Here is an 18396-nt window from a genome sequence, read left to right as displayed (position 1 = left end):
CAAGTGTTTTTTTTATTTCCCTTCTTTATGCTTATTTTTGCTCTTTTGTCAAGTCACTCCTGATACAAATTTAGATGAGCTTACCCTGTATAATCACGCATGGTGTCAGGTAAGGAAATATTCATCCTTTTCATAATGTGATTTATGGAATAATCCAACATCATTTGATATAATGTAGAAAAATCATCACATCATGATAAAAGCTATGTCACAGACTGGATTAAATTTATTCATTCCGATGGAGTTACTAATTAACTCTTTAAATGCGCTAAGTTTATCAGAAAAACAGCAACTTTGGCAGATTCTTGATGAAGCGATCGCTGATGCTGAAGAAGAAAGTTGGCGAGAAGATGAAGAGACTAAAAAAGAAATTCAATTAGTCCGTGATGAATATGCAAATGGGGAATACATGACTTTTCAACAGTATCTAAATCAGAGAAAATAGATACTATGACTTACGAAATTATTATCACTAAATCTATTCAAAAACAATTAGATAATCTGCCTAATAATATACAAGAGCGTGTATATGATAAGATTTCCCAACTTGCGGAAGAACCTCGTCCTGATGGAGTTGTCAAGTTGAAAGGATATGATAATGAATATCGGATTAGAATAGGAGATTATCGTTTGGTTTATGAAATTCAAGATGAGTAATTAATTGTTTTAATTATTCAATGTAAGCATCGTCGTGATGTTTATAAAAAATAAGCACTATAGGTTTATTAATTGTTATCCCGCACTTCTTGACGTATATCTTCCCAATCTTGTGTTGTCATTTCTGTTGCATTTCCTGAGTTTAATCCTTCTAAGAGCATGGTTTGTAGTCGTTCGTTTGCTCTGGAGTTTTTAGTCTTGTCGCACTAATTCCCGAAAATATTCACTCTTCGCTGTTGTAACCTCCTTGCGCTACTTTTCTATATCATCGCGCATGGTGTCAGGTAAGGAAATATTCATACTTTTTATGAGGTGATTTCCTGAATGTTGTTTTCTATATCATGGCGGTTTTTGTCATTTTCTGCTGTTGGTAGAAAAAACTATTCGTGATGGTTGGGTGGTTTGGGTGATGTTGGGTTTTCCTTGGGTTAACTGAACTTACTAATATTTAATGAACCACGTTCGCGCAGCGTCCCGTTAGGGATAGACACGAAGTACACGAAGGAAGAAAAGAAGAGAGGAAGAGATTTGATTTTTATATCATTATTGTTAGGTTTCCTTGCGTCAACCCAACCTACTCGCTTTTTTAGGAATTATTAGTTAAATTTAACTATTTGTGTGTATAATAAGTAATACAATTACTAACTACACACAGTAAAAATATGTCTATTAAATTTTCTATAGGTCTTATCAGTATAAGTACGGTGATTTTATCTATTATTATTTCTAGTTTTGAGGGTAGTGTGGTTGCACAAACAAAAAAGCCAACCATAGATAGAAAACCTTGTGTAAGGCAAGAATTACCAAAACTTAAGCAAAATATGCCTTATTCAAAAGCTAGGGAGATGTTATTAGAAGCAGGTTGGCAATCAGTATTTAATCACGAGCAATTAATGAACTCGCAAAGAAGCGCACCAGTAGATTATTTTTTTACTAAAAAAGAGTATACAGAAATTCAAGATTGTGCTGGTACAGGTTTAGGTCTTTGTCTTTTTAGATTTGAAAGTGCTTATGGAGAAATTTTGTATGTGACAACTGCAAACAATGGAGCTAACCAAGAAACTGTTTTTCGGTGGCATATTGAAGAAGAATAACCGCAGGAGTAAATATTAATTTACTCAATTAATTTTAAATTTCAGTCAGATATACTAAGAGCAAATTCAACACTAAATCATTATGTCTGTACAAAAAGAAATTACAACACGCCGCACTAAAAGCTAGTAGCGTGCGTTAGGATGAAATTCGTAACGCACCATTATTATTATTAAGGTGCGTTACGCGATCGCTAACGCACCCTACAAGAATATGATATTAATGCACCAACTCAATAGCCCGCTTAGTCAACGCTTCCGCAGTCAAACCATTAAAAGCCATCAACTCACCCGCACTGGCGGTAGTTTCCCCACGCTTCCAAGCAAAAGAATCACGCTTAGAATTACTGCGTAACATCAGACAATTAATTGTTATTTAAACTCAGATATCGCCGCAAAATATTTTGAGATTGTTCTAATAATTCTGCTTCTAATTCTCCTAGTTGTTGAGTTAAACGAATTTTGTCAAAAGTCATTGGTTCAACACATATCAAAAGACTATCTACAGAAAGTCCGTTTTGTGCTGATGCTGGTACTTCCACTACTGCTGGTGAAATACGGGGGTTATTAGGTTTTGCGGAAGTAAAAGGTAAAACTGTAACTTTACTGCGTTGGTTATTAAACAAAGTCCCAGAAATTATCAATGCTGGACGAGTTTTTTGAATTTCTGTACCTACGGATGGGTCAAATGTTACTATCCAGATGCTTCCCATTCGGTAATCGCTATGTTTTGCCATTCACTTTCCCAACCTAATTCTAATTCGTCAACCAAAGCGCAAGCTGCGGCTAGTGCTTCATTTTGTTTTTGTTCTTGCCATTGTTTCAAGAGACTTTCAATTAATGCACTACGGTTATCAACTTTTTGGTCAATGTAATTTAGTAGTTCATCTGGCAATGAAATTGAGATTTTAGCCATATCCTACCTATAATCATACCATTGGTAGCATAACAGATTTTGATGTTTTTAGTCTAGTAATTTTGTCAAGATTTTTCTATCAGGTAATTAATTTTATAACTTGGGAATTTGAATTATTATATTGTTGAGTTTTATAGGTATAAAATCAGCAAATGTACGCAACCCAACGCCAAAACATCCGCGTTAATCTGCGTACATCTGCGTTCTAATTAATGCACCAACTCAATAGCCCGCTTAGTCAACGCCTCCGCAGTCAACCCATTAAAAGCCATCAACTCACCCGCACTGGCGGTAGTTTCCCCACGCTTCCAGGCGAAAGAATCACGCTTAGAATTACTGCGTAACATAATCGGTTCTAACATCGCCGCAGCGCCACCTGTAACACCAATTAAGGCATCTCCACCAAACAATTGCTCAAAATCGGCATCACTTAAAAAACCGCCATCAGGTTCAGAACAAGTATCCCAAGCTGTATCATGAGGACGATATAAACGGCGAGGATTAATAATAGAAATAATCTTCACTCCTATACCTTCAGTCTCTAAAAATGCCGCCGCTTCAAATACTGGAATTAAGGTCATATCGCCAATGACAGCAAATACAACAGTCTTCCCTCCTGCAATTTCATGTAATAAAATCGCGCCCTTTTCTAACCCCTCTTCCGTTTGTTTTAAAGTGGTTCTAATGGGTAAAGGAGACTTACTGGCAGTAATGACAATTCCCTTATTTTTTGTTTGCAAAGCCCAGTCATAACAACCTTGAATACTGTTAGCATCGGGAGGAAATAAGGGAAATACATTTCCTGTTCTCATCAATGATGCAAAATAAGCCTCTATTTCTGGTCTTTGGTGTGTCCAACCGTTGCGCCCTTGTTCTAATGCTCCGGCTGTAAATAATGTAATTGTTGACGGTGTTTTGCGTCTTAATTCTGCCATTGCTTGGGTGACTGTTTGCCAAATTGGTAAACCATTGATAGCAAAAGATTCATAGGAACACCACAAAGTTCTCGCACCCATTAAGGATAAACCAGCCGCTAGTCCTGCACAAGCATCTTCGCTCAAAGGTTCGTAAACTTGACCTCCTGGGGCTTGATTATATAAATCATCGGTGGTAGGGTGGTTGATTTTTAATGCTTGGTTAATGTTAGCAATTCCTGATGCTTCGTTACCATCGGCGTTAGTCACCAGGAAATTTTTATCTTTATTTCCTACTATTCCTACTAACCTTCCCATTGCGGTGGTTGAAACTTTTGGTTCTCCGCCCACTGCATATTCTTCTAATGGTAATTCCCCGATGTCTGCCAAGGGTAATTCAAATTCTGTAACTGCGGTTTTAGCTGCTGGTCCACCTCCGGCGCGTTCGGCATTTGTGCGGACTGTTTGCCATGCTTGGGCAGATAAAGCCCGTTTTTGTAAAGCAGTGGCAATATGGGGTGCGTCTAAGGTATCTTTAGGATATAGGTTATGGGATTTTGCACCTAAAGCATGAACCCCTGCCCCTTTGAGTTGTTTGATAATAAATACTGTTAATGTGCCACCTAAAGCAGAACGGGCAGCTTTATCCATGCCTACTAATACGGCTTGGGTAAATTCTAACCGTTTTTGGAAGGAGAAAGCGGTACTATCAACATAATCACCTGGTTGGTTTTGATCATCGAAATCTTTAGCATTTACTAACACGACTTCGGCAAAACCGTTACCTTTCCAGTAGGCGATCATTTCATCGTTGGTTTTCAATGACACCATGCTATGATGTTCTTGGCTATAACCGTTCCAAACTAAGACGGGTAGGAAATTAGTTACTTGGGGATAGGACGTATTAAAGTGAGCCATTGAACTCATGATGTAGGGTTCACCTAGTCCTCCATCTCCCACGGTGAAGGGGAAGAGTTTGTCACGGTGCAGGAGTGCGGCGGCCATGGCGAAATGTTGCCCTTGTCCCAAGGGTCCAGCAGGTGCGAGAATACCGGGAATATAGCCGGAAAGGTGTCCTAATAATCCGTGTTTTTCCCGAAAGCGATCGCGCAATTGTTGTACTGTAGAAATGCCCATGTCTTCTAAAGAACGATCTAAAAACATGGCACTATAAAAACCGGGGGCGTGATGTCCCACTTCCGTAATAATGTTTTTATGTCCCAGCATCACCAAAGCTGCATAAGCCTCCGCTTGACTGGCAAAACCGCCGGGATGTCCAGAAGCCTTACTACCAGTAACTTGTAGCGTCAGGTAGCGCAGGGCATCAGCAGCCAGTAAAGTTTGATATACTGCATTTGTGTCTGTTGGGGAGGCGATCGCACTCTTACCCGATTCTATCGCGGGAGTAACACCATATTTTTCAAAATCTGGCAATGCTTCCCCAAAATATTGAATACCTTCAGAAAAATTCGGAACTGTGGAAGATGCGGAAGACGTAACTACTGTCATGCTGAATACCTTAATGAAATTTCTCTAAACTAGCCAGGAGTTTAATTTAACAAAAATTTTACATCTTTCTTGGATCTAATAGTTAATAGCATTTTCCCAACATCACCATAAGCAGGTTAAATAGTCATCTTAGATAATTAATTATTTTTCCTTTCATGTCATTAAATCAGCCTGATTACCGATATACTCAAAATAGCTTAATTGTTTAATGATATAGGTAGGGATTTAGCATTGCTAAACCCCATCCGTTTGGTCTTTTTATAATCTTGTAAAAATTCAAATCTCAAGGGTTTATAGTTAAAATTGAGTTATTCTATAATCAATTGTGTAACCATCACAGGAGTAAATTATGCAGACATTACCAAGACCCAAAGTATCACCAAAAATTCAAGTTTTAAACTGGATTTTCCGACCGATGAGTTATCTGAGAGAATGTGCTAAAAAATATGGAGAGATTTTTTCTCTAAAATTACAGAGTAATTTACCACCAATTCTATTTGTCCATTCTCCTGAAGCTATGCAGCAGGTGTTAAGTAATGATCATAAAGAATTAGCAGCACCAGGAGAATTGAATAGTATTTTTGAATATCTACTTGGTAAAAATTCTGTCATTAGTTTGAGTGGTAAAGCACATCAACGGCAACGGCAATTAATGATGCCTCCTTTTCATGGGGAAAGAATGCGAAATTATGCAGATATAATTGAGGATATTACCACCAAAACTATCAATAAACAACTACAAAATCAACCTTTTAATATTAGAAATGTTTCCCAAGAAATTACCCTTCAAGTGATGATGGAAGCTGTTTTTGGTATTTATGAAGGAGAACGGGCTGAAAAATTGAGACATTTACTTTGTGAAATAGTAGAACAAAATAGTAGTCCTTGGAGAGTTACTTTTCTCTATTTTCCTAAATTGAAAGAGATGGTTGGTATTTCGGCAATTTGGAAAAAACAAATGAAGAAACAGGAAGAAGCTAACCAACTCATTTATCAGGAAATTCGAGAAAGAAGAGAAAATTTTGATCCTCACCGGACAGATATCCTAACTTTACTTATGTCCGCTAGAGATGAAGAGGGTCAACCTATGACTGATGAGGAATTAAGAGATGAATTAATGACTTTATTATTTGCAGGTCATGAAACTACTGCTACAGCAATTTCTTGGGCTTTTTACTGGATTCATAAATTGCCTGAAATACGAGAAAAGTTATTAGCCGAATTGGATAGTTTAGGGGAGGACTTTGATTCTAATACTATCTTTAAATTACCATACTTAACTGCTGTTTGTAATGAAACATTAAGGATTTATCCTATTGCCATGCTCACTTTTCCTAGACAGGTAAAAACACCTATTTCTCTTTGTGGTTATCAACTTGAACCAGGGACAATTATCATGGGTTCAATTTATTTAACTCATCAACGAGAAGATATTTATCCAGAACCAGAAAAATTTAACCCAGAACGCTTTTTAGAAAGACAATTTTCACCCTATGAATTTATTCCTTTTGGGGGAGGTTCAAGACGCTGTATTGGTTTAGCTTTTGCTCAATTTGAAATGAAATTAATATTAGCTAAAGTTTTGAAAACATGGTCAATGAAATTAGTTGATACTCATGAAGTTAAACCACAAAGACGGGGTTTAGTGACTGGTCCCAATAGTCCTATTAATTTTGTAATTGAAAATATTCGTCAACAACCATCTGTTATAGCAGAAGGCAGAAGGCAGGAAGCAGGAGGCAGGAGGTGAAACACCTGTGCTGCTTGATGGCGCACCGTGGCGTGAGCCATGTTTTGGGTTTTCAGTTCATATCTCATTGCATTGTATACAGCTATACTTTAAAAGTAGCGAAAGTTACATTTAAATCATAGGAGATTACCCCCTGGCCATGTAAACCAGGAGTTAAAAAAGTAGATAGAGATTTACAACCGTTGCAACAAATTTACACCATGTGTATCAGTCCCACAGGTATTAAGTAAATTAAATTTCTCTGCTAATTGTTGTACTTCTTCTGTTTCTATAACACTGGGTTTCCATGGCTTGGGGTTGCTATAAGCGTAAAAAGCTTCTACACCATCAATACCATAATCCGCAGCGACAGGAATTAGATCAAAATGCGATCGCCTATATCTGGCAGGATGTGCCAATATCGCTAGTCCTCCCGCTTCGTGAATAGCTGTAATTACGTTATTTGCTTGATATGCCTTACCTACAGTGGGCATTTTTTGTAAATAAGGCTTCATGCTGGGATGTTCTAATTCAAACGCATAAGCCAAAATGTGGACTTCCGTATTGAGGAGGTTAGCATTAATTTCTACGCCACTCCACAGATGAGGAGTATCTATACCTGGATTATTCCATTGCCAATCTTTTAGCCACGCTTCGGCGATTTGGTAGCCACTAACACTATGATGATCGGTAATTGCTAAACCTTTTAAGCCAATGGCGATCGCTTGAGTCATCAATTCACCCGGTTCCAGTTTGCCATCCGAGTGAACCGTGTGCATATGAAAATTAAATAACTTGGGACAACTTTGGGCATCAATGCGTTGGAATACTTGCTTAAGTAGTTCCTTAGAAACAGTAGTCCGGGCAAAATTTACAACCATAACCCCTCTACACAAAAATTACATTCTTTTTAAAACACCAACACACCACACCGAATAAATGAGATATAATCAATACAGCTAACTGGTAAATACGGTTACTTCCTCAATTCCAATAATGGATTTTTGCAATATATTACAACTACCTTAGCAAATATTAACGCTGATGGCGATGAGTATTTTTAATTACTTCCATCAAAAGATTTTGAAGTTTGTGTATGGGTTATCTATGATTATTCCTGATTTTCCTTACCCAGTAAGTATTTTAGAGTTTTTTGTAGAGATGTTCCATAGAACATCTCTGTATTATTTATTCAGATATGTCACCATAAACCTAATAATTCACCAGCACCTGGTACAACTTCACCGATGACATTAGCAGGGATATCTTGGGACTGAAAATGACTAATTACTTGTTCCGCTTGGTGGGGTGGCACTAATAACACAAAACCAATACCCATATTAAAAGTATTATACATAGCTTCCGCCCCCACAGAGCCAGCCGCCGCTAACCAATGGAACAGGGGGGGAATAGTCCAACTATTAGGTATCATTTTAATAGCTTGACCTGGGCTTAAACATCTTGGTAAATTTTCCGGCAAACCGCCACCAGTAATATGCGCCATACCATGAATTGACAAATCTGATCGCAATGCGTCTAATACAGATTTTACATAAATTTGGGTAGGTGTGAGAAAAGCTGTACCAAGAGATTCACCATTTAATAACTCTGGAGTATCAGTCCAAGCAAAACCACCATCGCTGATAATTTTCCGTACTAAACTCAAACCATTACTATGGACACCTGAACTAGCTAAACCAATAGCTACATCTCCTATTTGTACCTGAGAACCATCTAACATTCGGACTTTTTCGACAATTCCCACGCAAAAACCCGCTAAGTCATATTCGCCTACTTGGTAAAAACCGGGCATTTCTGCGGTTTCTCCCCCTAATAAAGCCGCACCTGCTAATTTACAACCTGTAGCTATTCCTGCCACTACCTGAGTTAATTGTTCTTTATCTAGCTTACCCGTAGCCACATAATCAAGAAAAAATAGCGGTTCTGCACCCGATGTCAACACATCATTAACACACATGGCCACTAAATCTATACCTACAGTATCATGACGGTTAAGAATGTGGGCTATTTTCAGTTTTGTCCCCACACCATCCGTTCCCGAAACCAAAACCGGTTCTTTGTAACCTGTGGGGAGTTGAAAGCAACCACCAAAACCACCTAGTCCTCCTAAAACCTCTTTTCTAAAGGTGCTGTGAACCAAATTACGAATTTGATCTACAAAAGCTCTACCAGCTTCAACATCAACACCTGCATCCCGATAATCCATGCCTAACTACACCGTTATCAATTTCTAAGTATGCCTATCATCACATATTTTCGACATTAATTGTGTGCTGATTAATAAATTTTCTTGACTGGTAATGGTTGTAGCTATTTGTTGCTTTTTTATGGCGTTGGAATCACTACTATTTAAGATAAAACGATAAAGCCAAATATTGTAATCAATAAAGTATGTTGTCATATTACCACCGTTCATTTGCTTCTTCTCTAGTCAGTGGTTGAAAATTAGCAATTTTTATAGGGTTTGCAGTTAAGTTACTAATTAGACCTGTTGCTGGAAATTGTTTCTTTTTGGGTATAGGTTGCACAATCACAATTTCTACTATTTCCGCGCTGTTTATTTTTTCTTGATATTCCAGAGGAATTTCGATTTTACCGTGATTTACTTTTTCTTGGAAGTGGATGTTTGTGGTCATTATTGATCTTCCTTAATATCTACTGATTGACTAATTATATCATATTGGATGATTTAGATGATTTGTAAATATTTGATAGCTTTCATTTTTAGATAGAATTTCATCATCTTCTACTTCTTCCATGAGTTTTGCTAATCCATAATTTTCTAATATTTCTTCTATTTGTTCAAATTCGGTAATAGGAATTTGTACAGCAATTGGTTTTTGATTTTGATCTAATAGGTAGTTTTTATTGATTTGTAGCATTGATGTTACTTCTAAATCATTAGGTAGATTATAGCATATTGTCTGAATCAGGATATCCAGGATTTTAGGATTTACAGGATGTAAGCGAGAGATTTTGAAAAAAGCTGCAAAATTCAACTTATATTTTACCTATACAAAGCCAGAATACCAGTATTTTGATCTTCAGCAAAAGATAAAATAATTTCGTGGTTATTTCTCAGCATTAATTCTATAGTTTTAGTTGTACAGTTTCCTGAACGAATCCAAATTACTTTAGGTGGAAGACCTCCCAGAATTGATAATTCATTAAAATCCGTATCTTTAGTAACAATAATATAGTCTTGATTTTTGGCAATTTCCCACACTGTATAATCTGATTCTTGATCTAATTGCATTAAATAAAGATGATTAGAATTAGGATAAATATCAGCCAAAGAATTAACTAAATTGGGTGATAAATTATGATCAAAAAGTAGTTTCATCAATTAACTAAAATGGTTTGACGTTCACGATCTGCTGCATAACTTAAACAGGCTAAAATATCTTCTTTGGTTAAATAAGGAAAATCGGCTAATATTTCTTCAAAAGTCATTCCTGAGGCTAAATAGGAAAGAACATCATAAACAGTAATTCTCATACCTCTAATACAAGGTTTTCCGCTTCTCTTTCCAGGTTCTATGGTAATAATATTTTTGTATGACATCATGAACTCCTTACATTATTACTTAGTTAATGTAAACTTTGCTTCTTAAATTATAAACTATAAACTGTCTAATTCTGCTCTTCCCTCAATCGGTTCATATTCATCTTCTAATAACCATAATTTGGCTGTTTCATAATCATTACTAGAAAATATCACTTGATAATTTTTAGCAGGATCATAAATTTGACATTTACCTTGTTCATCTGCTAATAATAAAAGTATATAAGGTGGCGTTAACATTGGATCAATCCACACCTCTGTAAATTGCCAATTATTCTGTACTTGGTTTTGTTCTAGGGATAACGTGATATTTGTTGTCTTCATTGATTTTTATTTCTCCATAATAAAGGTTAATCTATGTGCCATCAGGACTAATTCTATAACCCATTACTTCACTATTAACCTACCTAACTAACTCCCTGCTAAACAACAGCAAATTCAGTAAATTTACGAGTTTCAGGATCATGAAATGCCAACACAATATCCTCTTTTGGTAAACCTTCCCTTAATAACTCAGTTGCAATACCTTCCTCAGTCCAATCTTCTTCAATGTAAATTTTCTCATTTTTAATTCTCACATAAACAGTAATACCTCTAACTTTACGATCATTATGCCAACCTGTTTGAAACCACAAATATTGATCTCTTTGTTCATCAAAAGCTAAAATACTATCAACACCATCAGGATTAGGCGTTTGTGATGCCAATTGTTCATATTCTGTCAGAATTTTCTTGATCACATTGCGATATTGATTTAATTTATCCATTGCACTATCTCCTCCTTATTCAAATCAACAACTATTAATTTTAAATCATTCTCTTCCATGATGAACGAAATTGCTTTTTGCAGAAAAAAAGATTGATAAATACTGCGACTTACACCTAAATAAATTGTTACTTTAGGAAGAATAACTTTTAACAAGGTACGATAAATAATATATTGCCCTAAAGCTGTTTCAAATTCACGCATTGGTGAACGACCAATAAAACTTTTAATTTCTACAATAATTTGTTGTCCATTGCGTTCAATTTCTAAAGTTCTATCAGCTAATAAATCTGCAAATAATTGTATCTCCTCATATTTAATAGTATAAGGATCACGAATAATCATCCAACCGTCTTTAATCAAGGCATTTTTAATTGCTTCATGGTAAGTATCCTTGGCTGACATAAAAATTAAATTCAGAAAAATTTTAATAATCTGATCATAAACTATAAACTGTCTAATTCTGACAAATTCGTTTACCAGTAACTCTTGTAACAATTCCCTTACAATAAAATAAAGAAAACAAGACATAGCAGGAGAAAAGCTAAATCATGTTAGCAGAATATCAACAACACAGCCAAGAACGCGCCCAACTCAGTATCCCACCCTTACCATTAGACGCAAAACAAACATCAGCATTATGTGAATTACTCAAAAATCCACCTAAAGGACAAGAAGAGGTATTATTAAGTTTATTGCGCGATCGCATACCCCCCGGAGTAGATCAAGCAGCCTACGTTAAAGCTGGTTTCCTCACTGCCATTGCTAAACAAGAAATTACCAGTCCTTTAATTTCCCCCATCGCCGCAGTAGAATTACTAGGAACAATGGTAGGCGGTTATAATGTCCAATCCTTAATTGATTTACTCAGTTCCCCTGTAGCAGAAAACGCCGCCACAGCATTAAGCAAAATTCTGTTAGTCTATGATGCGTTTAATGATGTATTAGAACTATCAAAAACCAACAAATACGCCAAAGGAGTGGTAGACTCTTGGGCGGCAGCAGAATGGTTTACCACCCGTCCCACACTTCCCGAAGCTATCACCGTCACGGTTTTCAAAGTTCCTGGGGAAACCAACACCGATGATTTATCACCCGCAACCCACGCTACTACCCGTCCAGATATTCCTTTACACGCCTTAGCCATGTTAGAAACCCGTCAACCGGGAAGTTTAGAAACCATTGCAGACTTAAAGAAAAAAGGACATCCTGTAGCTTATGTTGGTGATGTGGTGGGTACAGGTTCATCACGCAAATCTGCAATCAATTCAGTATTATGGCATTTAGGCAATGATATTCCCTTTGTTCCCAATAAACGCGCCGGAGGTTATGTTTTAGGAAGTGCGATCGCCCCTATCTTTTTTAACACCGCCGAAGATGCAGGTGCATTACCCATACAATGTGATGTTACAAAAATGGCAACTGGTGACGTAATTACCATCTACCCCTACAAAGGTGAAGTTACCAACGCCGCAGGAGAAGTAATTTCCACCTTCAGCCTCAAACCTGACACCATTTTAGACGAAGTTCGCGCTGGTGGACGCATTCCCCTGTTGATTGGACGTACCCTCACCGACAAAACCCGTCAAGCCTTGGGTTTAGCACCTAGCGATTTGTTTATCCGTCCTCAAGCGCCAACCAATACCGGAAAAGGCTACACATTGGCACAGAAAATGGTCGGGAAAGCCTCTGGTTTACCAGGAGTGCGTCCGGGGACATCTTGCGAACCAATCATGACTACAGTGGGTTCTCAGGACACTACAGGACCAATGACCAGAGACGAGTTAAAAGAACTCGCTTGTTTAGGTTTCAGTGCAGATTTAGTCATGCAAAGTTTCTGTCACACAGCCGCTTATCCTAAACCTGTGGATATCAAAACCCATCAAGAACTACCAGATTTCATTTCTTCTCGTGGTGGCGTGGCTTTGCGTCCCGGTGATGGTATCATCCACTCCTGGTTAAACCGGATGTTATTACCGGATACAGTGGGAACAGGAGGAGACTCCCATACCCGCTTTCCGTTGGGAATATCCTTTCCTGCGGGTTCTGGCTTAGTAGCCTTTGCTGGTGCATTGGGTGTAATGCCTTTAGATATGCCAGAATCGGTATTAGTCCGTTTTAAAGGAGAATTGCAACCAGGAATTACCTTGAGAGATATTGTGAATGCAATTCCTTATGTAGCTATGCAAAAAGGTTTGTTAACCGTGGAAAAACAGAACAAGAAAAATGTTTTTTCCGGTAAGATTTTGGAAATTGAAGGATTACCAAATTTGAAAGTAGAACAAGCATTTGAATTAACAGATGCTTCCGCCGAACGTTCTTGTGCTGGTTGCACAATTAAGTTAAGTGAAGAGACCATAGCAGAATATTTGCGTTCTAATATTGCTCTTTTAAAAAACATGGTAGCACGGGGTTATAGTGATGCCAGAACTATCATGCGTCGCGTGGCAAAAATGGAGGAATGGTTAGCCAATCCTGTATTATTATCAGCAGATGCAGATGCGGAATATGCAGAAGTAATTGAGATTGATTTAAACGAGATTAAAGAACCAATTGTAGCTGCACCAAATGACCCTGATAATGTTAAGTTATTATCAGAAGTTGCTAATGATCCAGTACAGGAAGTTTTCGTAGGTTCTTGCATGACAAATATCGGACATTATCGAGCAACAGCGAAGGTTTTAGAAGGAGCAGGTGCGGTAAAAGCGCGGTTATGGATTGCACCTCCGACAAGAATGGATGAACATCAATTAAAAGTAGAAAAAGTTTATGATGTTTTCGTAAGTGCGAATGCGAGAACTGAGATTCCTGGATGCAGTTTATGTATGGGAAATCAGGCGCGAGTTGATGATAACACAACGGTGTTTTCTACCTCAACTCGTAACTTTAATAATCGTATGGGAAAAGGTGCACAAGTATATTTAGGATCGGCGGAATTAGCAGCAGTTTGTGCGTTGTTGGGGCGTATTCCTACAGTTAAGGAATATATGGACATTGTTGGGGAGAAAATTAATCCTTTTGCTGATAATTTGTATCAGTATTTGAATTTTGATCAAATTGTTGGTTTTGAGGATGAGGGGAGGGTGATTAGTAAGGAGGAACAGGCGGCTTTGGTATAATTTAGGTTAGGGTGGGTCTGGATGGACTCACCTTGATTTTAAAGGGTTTATATTAAATTATTAAGATTTCTTAATCTAGCTAAATTCACCTATTTCACTGGTAAAATGTAATTAATTCACTCAATCAAAAAGCTCTAAATTTAGATATCAAAACAATAAATTGTCAAATATGGTAACTCAAATAGAAATTACAAATCAACGCAAAGAAAATGCGGAACAAGAAATCCGCGATAATAGAAAGCGTGTTGACTATAAGACTTTAGAATATCCTATCGAAGTAATTGTTCAAAAATATTTAGATGGAATAGATGAAGATAAAAATGAGATTTTTATTCCAGATTATCAACGAGCAATGGCTTGGGATGAAGATACCCAATCAAAATTCATTGAATCTATAATGTTAGATTTACCAATCCCTTATATTTTTGTGGCGGATGTATCAGAATCAGAAGATTTAACCCGGTTGGAAATTATAGATGGTACACAACGTATTCGTACTTTAAGCAGGTTTATTAATAATGAACTTACATTAAGAAATCTTGAAAAACTAACAAATCTTAATGGCTTTACGTTTACAGATTTACTACCAACACGCCAAAGACGTTTTAATAGAACTACTATTAAAATGATTCAATTAACAGAAGAAGCAGATGAAGAAATTAGAAGGGATTTGTTCCAAAGAATTAATAGTGGTAGTATTGAATTGAATGAAATGGAAAAACGTAGAGGAGGTGAACCAGGAAAGTGTCTTGATTTAATTGAGGAACTTTCAAAAAATCAACTATTTAGAGATTTATGTTCCTTTACTGACACTGAAATTAATAAAAGAGACCCACAAGAATATGTATTACGTTTTTTTGCATTTTTAAATAATTATCAAAATTATGGCAATTTTGAAAACAAGGTTCATAAATTCTTGAATGAATATTTAAAACTGGAAAATCAATCAGATGAGAGCAAAATAAATGCTATGAGAAATGAATTTCATTCAATGTTAGCATTTGTACAAAAGTATATTCCCAATTCTTTACATATTTATCGAAAAACTAAGAATTGCTATGAACCTACAACTAGAATTAAGTTTGAATCTATTACAGTAGGTATTGCTTTGGCGTTAAGAGAAAACCCCAATTTAGTTCCAAAATCTACTTCTTTTTTAGATTCTGATAATTTAAAAAAATTAACAAAATCTGATGCTAGTAGTTCTCAAAATAAAGTTACTCATCGTATTGAATATGTTCGCAATCAGCTTTTAGATAATTCATGACAAGTACATTATTTCAAGATTTTAATGAACGCGCTAAAGAAGTTAGTAAATACTTTTACTTCCTGAAAAACCTAGAGCAAGGTTACATTCAATTAAGTATGGGTAATCCTAACAATATAAAAACAAAACCAATAGATGATGACCTAGAAAAAACTCTTAAAGCAACAGGATATTTGTTGCTTTACAACCTAGTTGAAGCTACGATGCGTAATGCAATTGAAACAATCTTTGATGAATTAAAAACTCAAAGAGTTTCTTTCGATGAAGTTAGAGAAGAAATTAAAAAAATTGTTATTAATAATCTAAAAGATAAAGATAATAAATCCACTCAATATATTTTGCAAACGGTTCAAAATATTTCAGTTGACATAATATCAGTCACTTTTAATAAAGATAGATTATTTTCAGGTAATGTAGATGCACTTAAAATAAGAAAAACAGCAGAAATATATGGTTTTTCATCCACAACAAATAATGATAAAACTCAAAATGGAAGTGATTTACTAACAATTAAAACCAATAGAAATGATTTAGCACATGGTTTTAAGTCATTTGAGGAAGTTGGTAAAAATGCTACTGCTGATGAGTTATTGGAGATTCAAAAAAGAGTTATTTGTTATTTAAGAGAAATATTAGAGAATGTAGAAACTTATATATCAAATCAAGAATATTTGCATATCAATGTCCAAAATAGTGAGAATAGTTAGTGTATTGTTAAAAGCAATTTGCTGTATTACCTTATGAGGAATTTTTGAAGATTAAGGAATTGTTAGAAGATTTGGAAAATTTAAGGGATTTACGGAATGCTAAAAATGAAGAAGATTGGACTGAGGAAGGAATAGCAACGGAATTATTAAGAGAAGGTGTACCAAAAGAGGATATTGTTTTGGCTTTTCATGATCCTGAAACTCGGAAGTTTACTGACTTTGCTATTGCTTAATACTTTCTCTTGATCATAAATTTAATCTATAGGGAAATAAAAATGAACTTTTACACAGTTGTTCTCAGACAAAGTTCCGGTTATTGGGTGGGTTTGTGCTTAGAAAATGGTATTGTTGGACAGGGAGATACTCAAGAAAATGCAGTTAATAAATTAAAGGACGCAATAGCATCTTTTGAAGATGTTTATGAATCAGAAGATAATATTTATAAATCTCCTATGTCTATAGATGAATTACATGAATTTTTGTTAGTTGAGGAAAAGAAAACATTTGGTTTGACTGATTAATAAATGAAAATTTTATTAAGTAAATAATAATCTTGAATTTATTATCTCAATACAACTTGTAAATAAATATAAATCTTCTGTTAAATGAGGGGTTTATAGTTTATAACCCACATTCCGCAGATAAAATCCAATTCTGAATAATTATCACGAAAGATTCAGGGTTGTACAAACTTTACTCCAAAAATATTCTCAATAAATGAGATAAATTCCTAATAAACATTTTATAGTTCCTTTGAACTAAAATCCTGAAAACCCTTACCAAACAATGTTTTTGGAGATAATTATTTTTTTATTCTCCGCTTATGCGGAATGTGAGTTATAACCTGCCTAAATATTCCTCTTGGCAAGCTCAAAATACTGGTTTAGAATTGGCTTTAGTCAAAACTATGGTGCAACGTCTCCAGGGATTAATTCATGTAGTCAGTGCTAACAGTAACATCACTTTTATTATCCAATTTCCCCTCCAGCCAGTTTTTTGACTGCACTACTAGCACCAGAACCAAAAGTCTGATATAATCACCTTTAATTGGGGCGAGTAGCTCAACGGTAGAGCAGTTGACTCTTAATCAATTGGTTGCGGGTTCGATTCCCTCCTCGCCCATTAACTCAAAGCCTTTGCTATGTTAAAAGAAACTATATCATTTACAATCGAAAACCATCGTCTTATTGGTGACTTATATCTGCCTGAATCCAATGATTACCCTGTACCGGCGGTAATTGTGGGTGGACCGATGACCAGCGTTAAAGAACAGGTCACGGGTGTTTATGCTAAAGCCTTGTCAGAACGGGGTATTGCTGCATTAGCGATAGATCATCGCCACTATGGTGAAAGCAAAGGGCAACCGCGCCAGTATGAATATTATCAACATAAAATCGAGGATTTGAGTGAGGCGGTTAACTATCTATCTCAGCGCGATGATATTGATGGTGATCAAATTGGAGCAGTAGGAATTTGTTTAGGTGCAGGATACATTGCTTGGACGGCTGTGAAAAATCGCAAAATTAAGTGGGTAGGAGCGATCGCAGGTTATTATCGAGATGTGGCCCAAATGCAGCAAAAAGATCCATCAGGGTTTAATAGCAAAGTGGAACAGGGCATTGCGGCGCGTCAACACTATCAAACCACTGGAGAGGTATTAACCATACCTGCTGTATCTCTGGAAGGTGAAGCTGCCATGACAACCCCAGAACTATACGATTACTATGGTACATCAAGAGCCGGAGTCCCAAACTATACTAATCAGTTTGCGATCATGTCCAGAGAGCATTTTCTCACCTTTGATGTTCAATCCGCCGCCCCAAAACTGAACATTCCAGTGACAATGGTACATTCTCAAAAAGCTATATCACCCCATTGGGCAGAAAAATTTTATCAAGCTTTACCTGGTCAGAAAAAAATAAAATGGATTGAATCCCAAGGTCAAGTAGATTTCTATGATGATCCCTACCTGATTAAAACAGCACTTGATTTTATTATCATGGGTGAAATATGTGCAGAAAGGTAAAATCACCCAAAACTTATTCACTCCTCCCTCCTGCTGTAACATTTGTAAGTATTCAGCTATAGCGCTCGTTCATACCCAGATCCCCGACTTCTTTAGACCTGTCCGAAAAT

Annotated in this window: 25 protein-coding genes, 1 tRNA gene and 1 pseudogene; 12 read left to right on the top strand and 15 right to left on the bottom strand. The window is 36.4% G+C overall.

What is annotated here, in order from left to right; all coding sequences use genetic code 11:
• The first annotated feature begins 205 nt into the window (after positions 1-205).
• From CUN59_RS09340 to CUN59_RS09325, 3 genes are all read left to right on the top strand, one after another.
• On the top strand, positions 206-445 hold the full coding sequence (locus tag CUN59_RS09340; RefSeq protein WP_104387597.1) for a hypothetical protein: 240 nt from the start codon (positions 206-208) through the stop codon (positions 443-445).
• 5 nt (positions 446-450) lie between these two features.
• Positions 451-657, top strand: coding sequence for a type II toxin-antitoxin system RelE family toxin (locus CUN59_RS09335; protein WP_104387592.1), 207 nt, complete (start codon positions 451-453; stop codon positions 655-657).
• Between the two features lie 662 nt (positions 658-1319).
• Positions 1320-1751, top strand: coding sequence for a hypothetical protein (locus tag CUN59_RS09325; RefSeq protein WP_104387591.1), 432 nt, complete (start codon positions 1320-1322; stop codon positions 1749-1751).
• Between the two features lie 217 nt (positions 1752-1968).
• On the opposite strand, the gene CUN59_RS21400 is transcribed toward CUN59_RS09325, so the two are convergent.
• The 4 genes from CUN59_RS21400 to CUN59_RS09310 all read right to left on the bottom strand — a co-directional run bounded on the left by CUN59_RS21400 (position 1969) and on the right by CUN59_RS09310 (position 5087).
• Positions 1969-2106 (bottom strand): hypothetical protein, encoded by a 138-nt coding sequence (locus CUN59_RS21400; RefSeq protein WP_165790180.1) that lies wholly within the window; start codon positions 2104-2106, stop codon positions 1969-1971.
• A 7-nt stretch (positions 2107-2113) separates the two neighbouring features.
• Positions 2114-2485, bottom strand: coding sequence for a type II toxin-antitoxin system PemK/MazF family toxin (locus CUN59_RS09320; protein ID WP_243406907.1), 372 nt, complete (start codon positions 2483-2485; stop codon positions 2114-2116).
• Positions 2443-2664, bottom strand: coding sequence for a ribbon-helix-helix domain-containing protein (locus CUN59_RS09315; RefSeq protein WP_028085305.1), 222 nt, complete (start codon positions 2662-2664; stop codon positions 2443-2445). The genes CUN59_RS09320 and CUN59_RS09315 overlap by 43 nt, the downstream gene beginning before the upstream one ends.
• A 209-nt stretch (positions 2665-2873) precedes the next feature.
• Positions 2874-5087, bottom strand: a complete 2214-nt coding sequence (locus CUN59_RS09310; RefSeq protein WP_104387589.1) for a phosphoketolase family protein — start codon at positions 5085-5087, stop codon at positions 2874-2876.
• A 349-nt stretch (positions 5088-5436) separates the two neighbouring features.
• On the opposite strand from CUN59_RS09310, the gene CUN59_RS09305 reads away from it, so the two are divergent.
• Complete coding sequence (locus CUN59_RS09305; RefSeq protein ID WP_104387588.1) at positions 5437-6837, top strand: cytochrome P450; 1401 nt, start codon at positions 5437-5439, stop codon at positions 6835-6837.
• A gap of 173 nt (positions 6838-7010) precedes the next feature.
• On the opposite strand, the gene CUN59_RS09300 is transcribed toward CUN59_RS09305, so the two are convergent.
• The 11 genes from CUN59_RS09300 to CUN59_RS09260 all read right to left on the bottom strand — a co-directional run bounded on the left by CUN59_RS09300 (position 7011) and on the right by CUN59_RS09260 (position 11572).
• Positions 7011-7697: a PHP domain-containing protein gene (locus CUN59_RS09300; RefSeq protein WP_104387587.1), complete on the bottom strand. Its 687-nt coding sequence runs from the start codon at positions 7695-7697 to the stop codon at positions 7011-7013.
• A gap of 320 nt (positions 7698-8017) precedes the next feature.
• Entirely contained in the window at positions 8018-9043 is a 1026-nt protein-coding gene (gene purM, locus CUN59_RS09295; protein WP_104387586.1) for a phosphoribosylformylglycinamidine cyclo-ligase, read from the bottom strand.
• 24 nt (positions 9044-9067) lie between these two features.
• Positions 9068-9238, bottom strand: a complete 171-nt coding sequence (locus CUN59_RS21395) for a PIN domain-containing protein (RefSeq protein ID WP_165790179.1) — start codon at positions 9236-9238, stop codon at positions 9068-9070.
• Position 9239: 1 nt separating this feature from the next.
• On the bottom strand, positions 9240-9473 hold the full coding sequence (locus CUN59_RS09290; RefSeq protein WP_104387585.1) for a hypothetical protein: 234 nt from the start codon (positions 9471-9473) through the stop codon (positions 9240-9242).
• Between the two features lie 39 nt (positions 9474-9512).
• Positions 9513-9719, bottom strand: coding sequence for a RelB antitoxin-like protein (locus CUN59_RS09285; protein WP_104387596.1), 207 nt, complete (start codon positions 9717-9719; stop codon positions 9513-9515).
• A 125-nt stretch (positions 9720-9844) separates the two neighbouring features.
• Positions 9845-10180 carry a DUF5615 family PIN-like protein gene (locus CUN59_RS09280; RefSeq protein ID WP_104387584.1) on the bottom strand — a complete coding sequence of 112 codons (336 nt, stop codon included), beginning with the start codon at positions 10178-10180 and terminating at the stop codon, positions 9845-9847.
• Positions 10180-10401, bottom strand: a complete 222-nt coding sequence (locus tag CUN59_RS09275) for a DUF433 domain-containing protein (protein WP_104387583.1) — start codon at positions 10399-10401, stop codon at positions 10180-10182. The genes CUN59_RS09280 and CUN59_RS09275 overlap by 1 nt, the downstream gene beginning before the upstream one ends.
• A gap of 57 nt (positions 10402-10458) precedes the next feature.
• The gene (locus CUN59_RS09270; RefSeq protein WP_438501813.1) at positions 10459-10641 is read right to left on the bottom strand and encodes a hypothetical protein; all 183 of its coding nucleotides are present in this window, start codon (positions 10639-10641) and stop codon (positions 10459-10461) included.
• A gap of 31 nt (positions 10642-10672) precedes the next feature.
• On the bottom strand, positions 10673-10729 hold the full coding sequence (locus tag CUN59_RS22635) for a hypothetical protein (RefSeq protein ID WP_438501812.1): 57 nt from the start codon (positions 10727-10729) through the stop codon (positions 10673-10675).
• 94 nt (positions 10730-10823) lie between these two features.
• On the bottom strand, positions 10824-11168 hold the full coding sequence (locus CUN59_RS09265) for a XisI protein (RefSeq protein ID WP_104387581.1): 345 nt from the start codon (positions 11166-11168) through the stop codon (positions 10824-10826).
• Entirely contained in the window at positions 11156-11572 is a 417-nt protein-coding gene (locus CUN59_RS09260) for an element excision factor XisH family protein (protein WP_104387595.1), read from the bottom strand. Before CUN59_RS09260 ends, CUN59_RS09265 begins: the two co-directional genes overlap by 13 nt.
• A gap of 146 nt (positions 11573-11718) precedes the next feature.
• Between CUN59_RS09260 and acnB the strand changes: the two genes are divergently transcribed.
• From acnB to CUN59_RS09220, 8 genes and pseudogenes are all read left to right on the top strand, one after another.
• The gene (acnB, locus tag CUN59_RS09255; protein WP_104387580.1) at positions 11719-14286 is read left to right on the top strand and encodes a bifunctional aconitate hydratase 2/2-methylisocitrate dehydratase; all 2568 of its coding nucleotides are present in this window, start codon (positions 11719-11721) and stop codon (positions 14284-14286) included.
• 169 nt (positions 14287-14455) lie between these two features.
• A complete protein-coding gene (locus tag CUN59_RS09250; RefSeq protein ID WP_104387579.1) occupies positions 14456-15553 on the top strand; it encodes a DUF262 domain-containing protein in 1098 nt (365 codons plus the stop codon).
• Positions 15550-16260 (top strand): MAE_28990/MAE_18760 family HEPN-like nuclease, encoded by a 711-nt coding sequence (locus CUN59_RS09245; protein WP_104387578.1) that lies wholly within the window; start codon positions 15550-15552, stop codon positions 16258-16260. The genes CUN59_RS09250 and CUN59_RS09245 overlap by 4 nt, the downstream gene beginning before the upstream one ends.
• Positions 16261-16367: 107 nt before the next feature.
• A pseudogene (locus CUN59_RS09240) lies at positions 16368-16493 on the top strand (element excision factor XisI family protein); the annotation flags it as partial.
• Positions 16494-16535: 42 nt separating this feature from the next.
• Entirely contained in the window at positions 16536-16781 is a 246-nt protein-coding gene (locus tag CUN59_RS09235; protein WP_104387577.1) for a type II toxin-antitoxin system HicB family antitoxin, read from the top strand.
• A 311-nt stretch (positions 16782-17092) separates the two neighbouring features.
• A complete protein-coding gene (locus tag CUN59_RS09230) occupies positions 17093-17260 on the top strand; it encodes a HAMP domain-containing histidine kinase (protein WP_207765393.1) in 168 nt (55 codons plus the stop codon).
• Between the two features lie 50 nt (positions 17261-17310).
• A tRNA-Lys gene (locus CUN59_RS09225) sits at positions 17311-17382 on the top strand.
• A 19-nt stretch (positions 17383-17401) separates the two neighbouring features.
• Positions 17402-18286 (top strand): alpha/beta hydrolase, encoded by an 885-nt coding sequence (locus CUN59_RS09220; RefSeq protein ID WP_104387576.1) that lies wholly within the window; start codon positions 17402-17404, stop codon positions 18284-18286.
• Positions 18287-18396 lie beyond the last annotated feature (110 nt).

The sequence above is a fragment of the Cuspidothrix issatschenkoi CHARLIE-1 genome (assembly GCF_002934005.1).
Lineage (GTDB): Bacteria > Cyanobacteriota > Cyanobacteriia > Cyanobacteriales > Nostocaceae > Cuspidothrix > Cuspidothrix issatschenkoi.
Note: the sequence above shows the minus strand (reverse complement) of the source record. Positions and strands in the feature narration are given on the sequence as shown.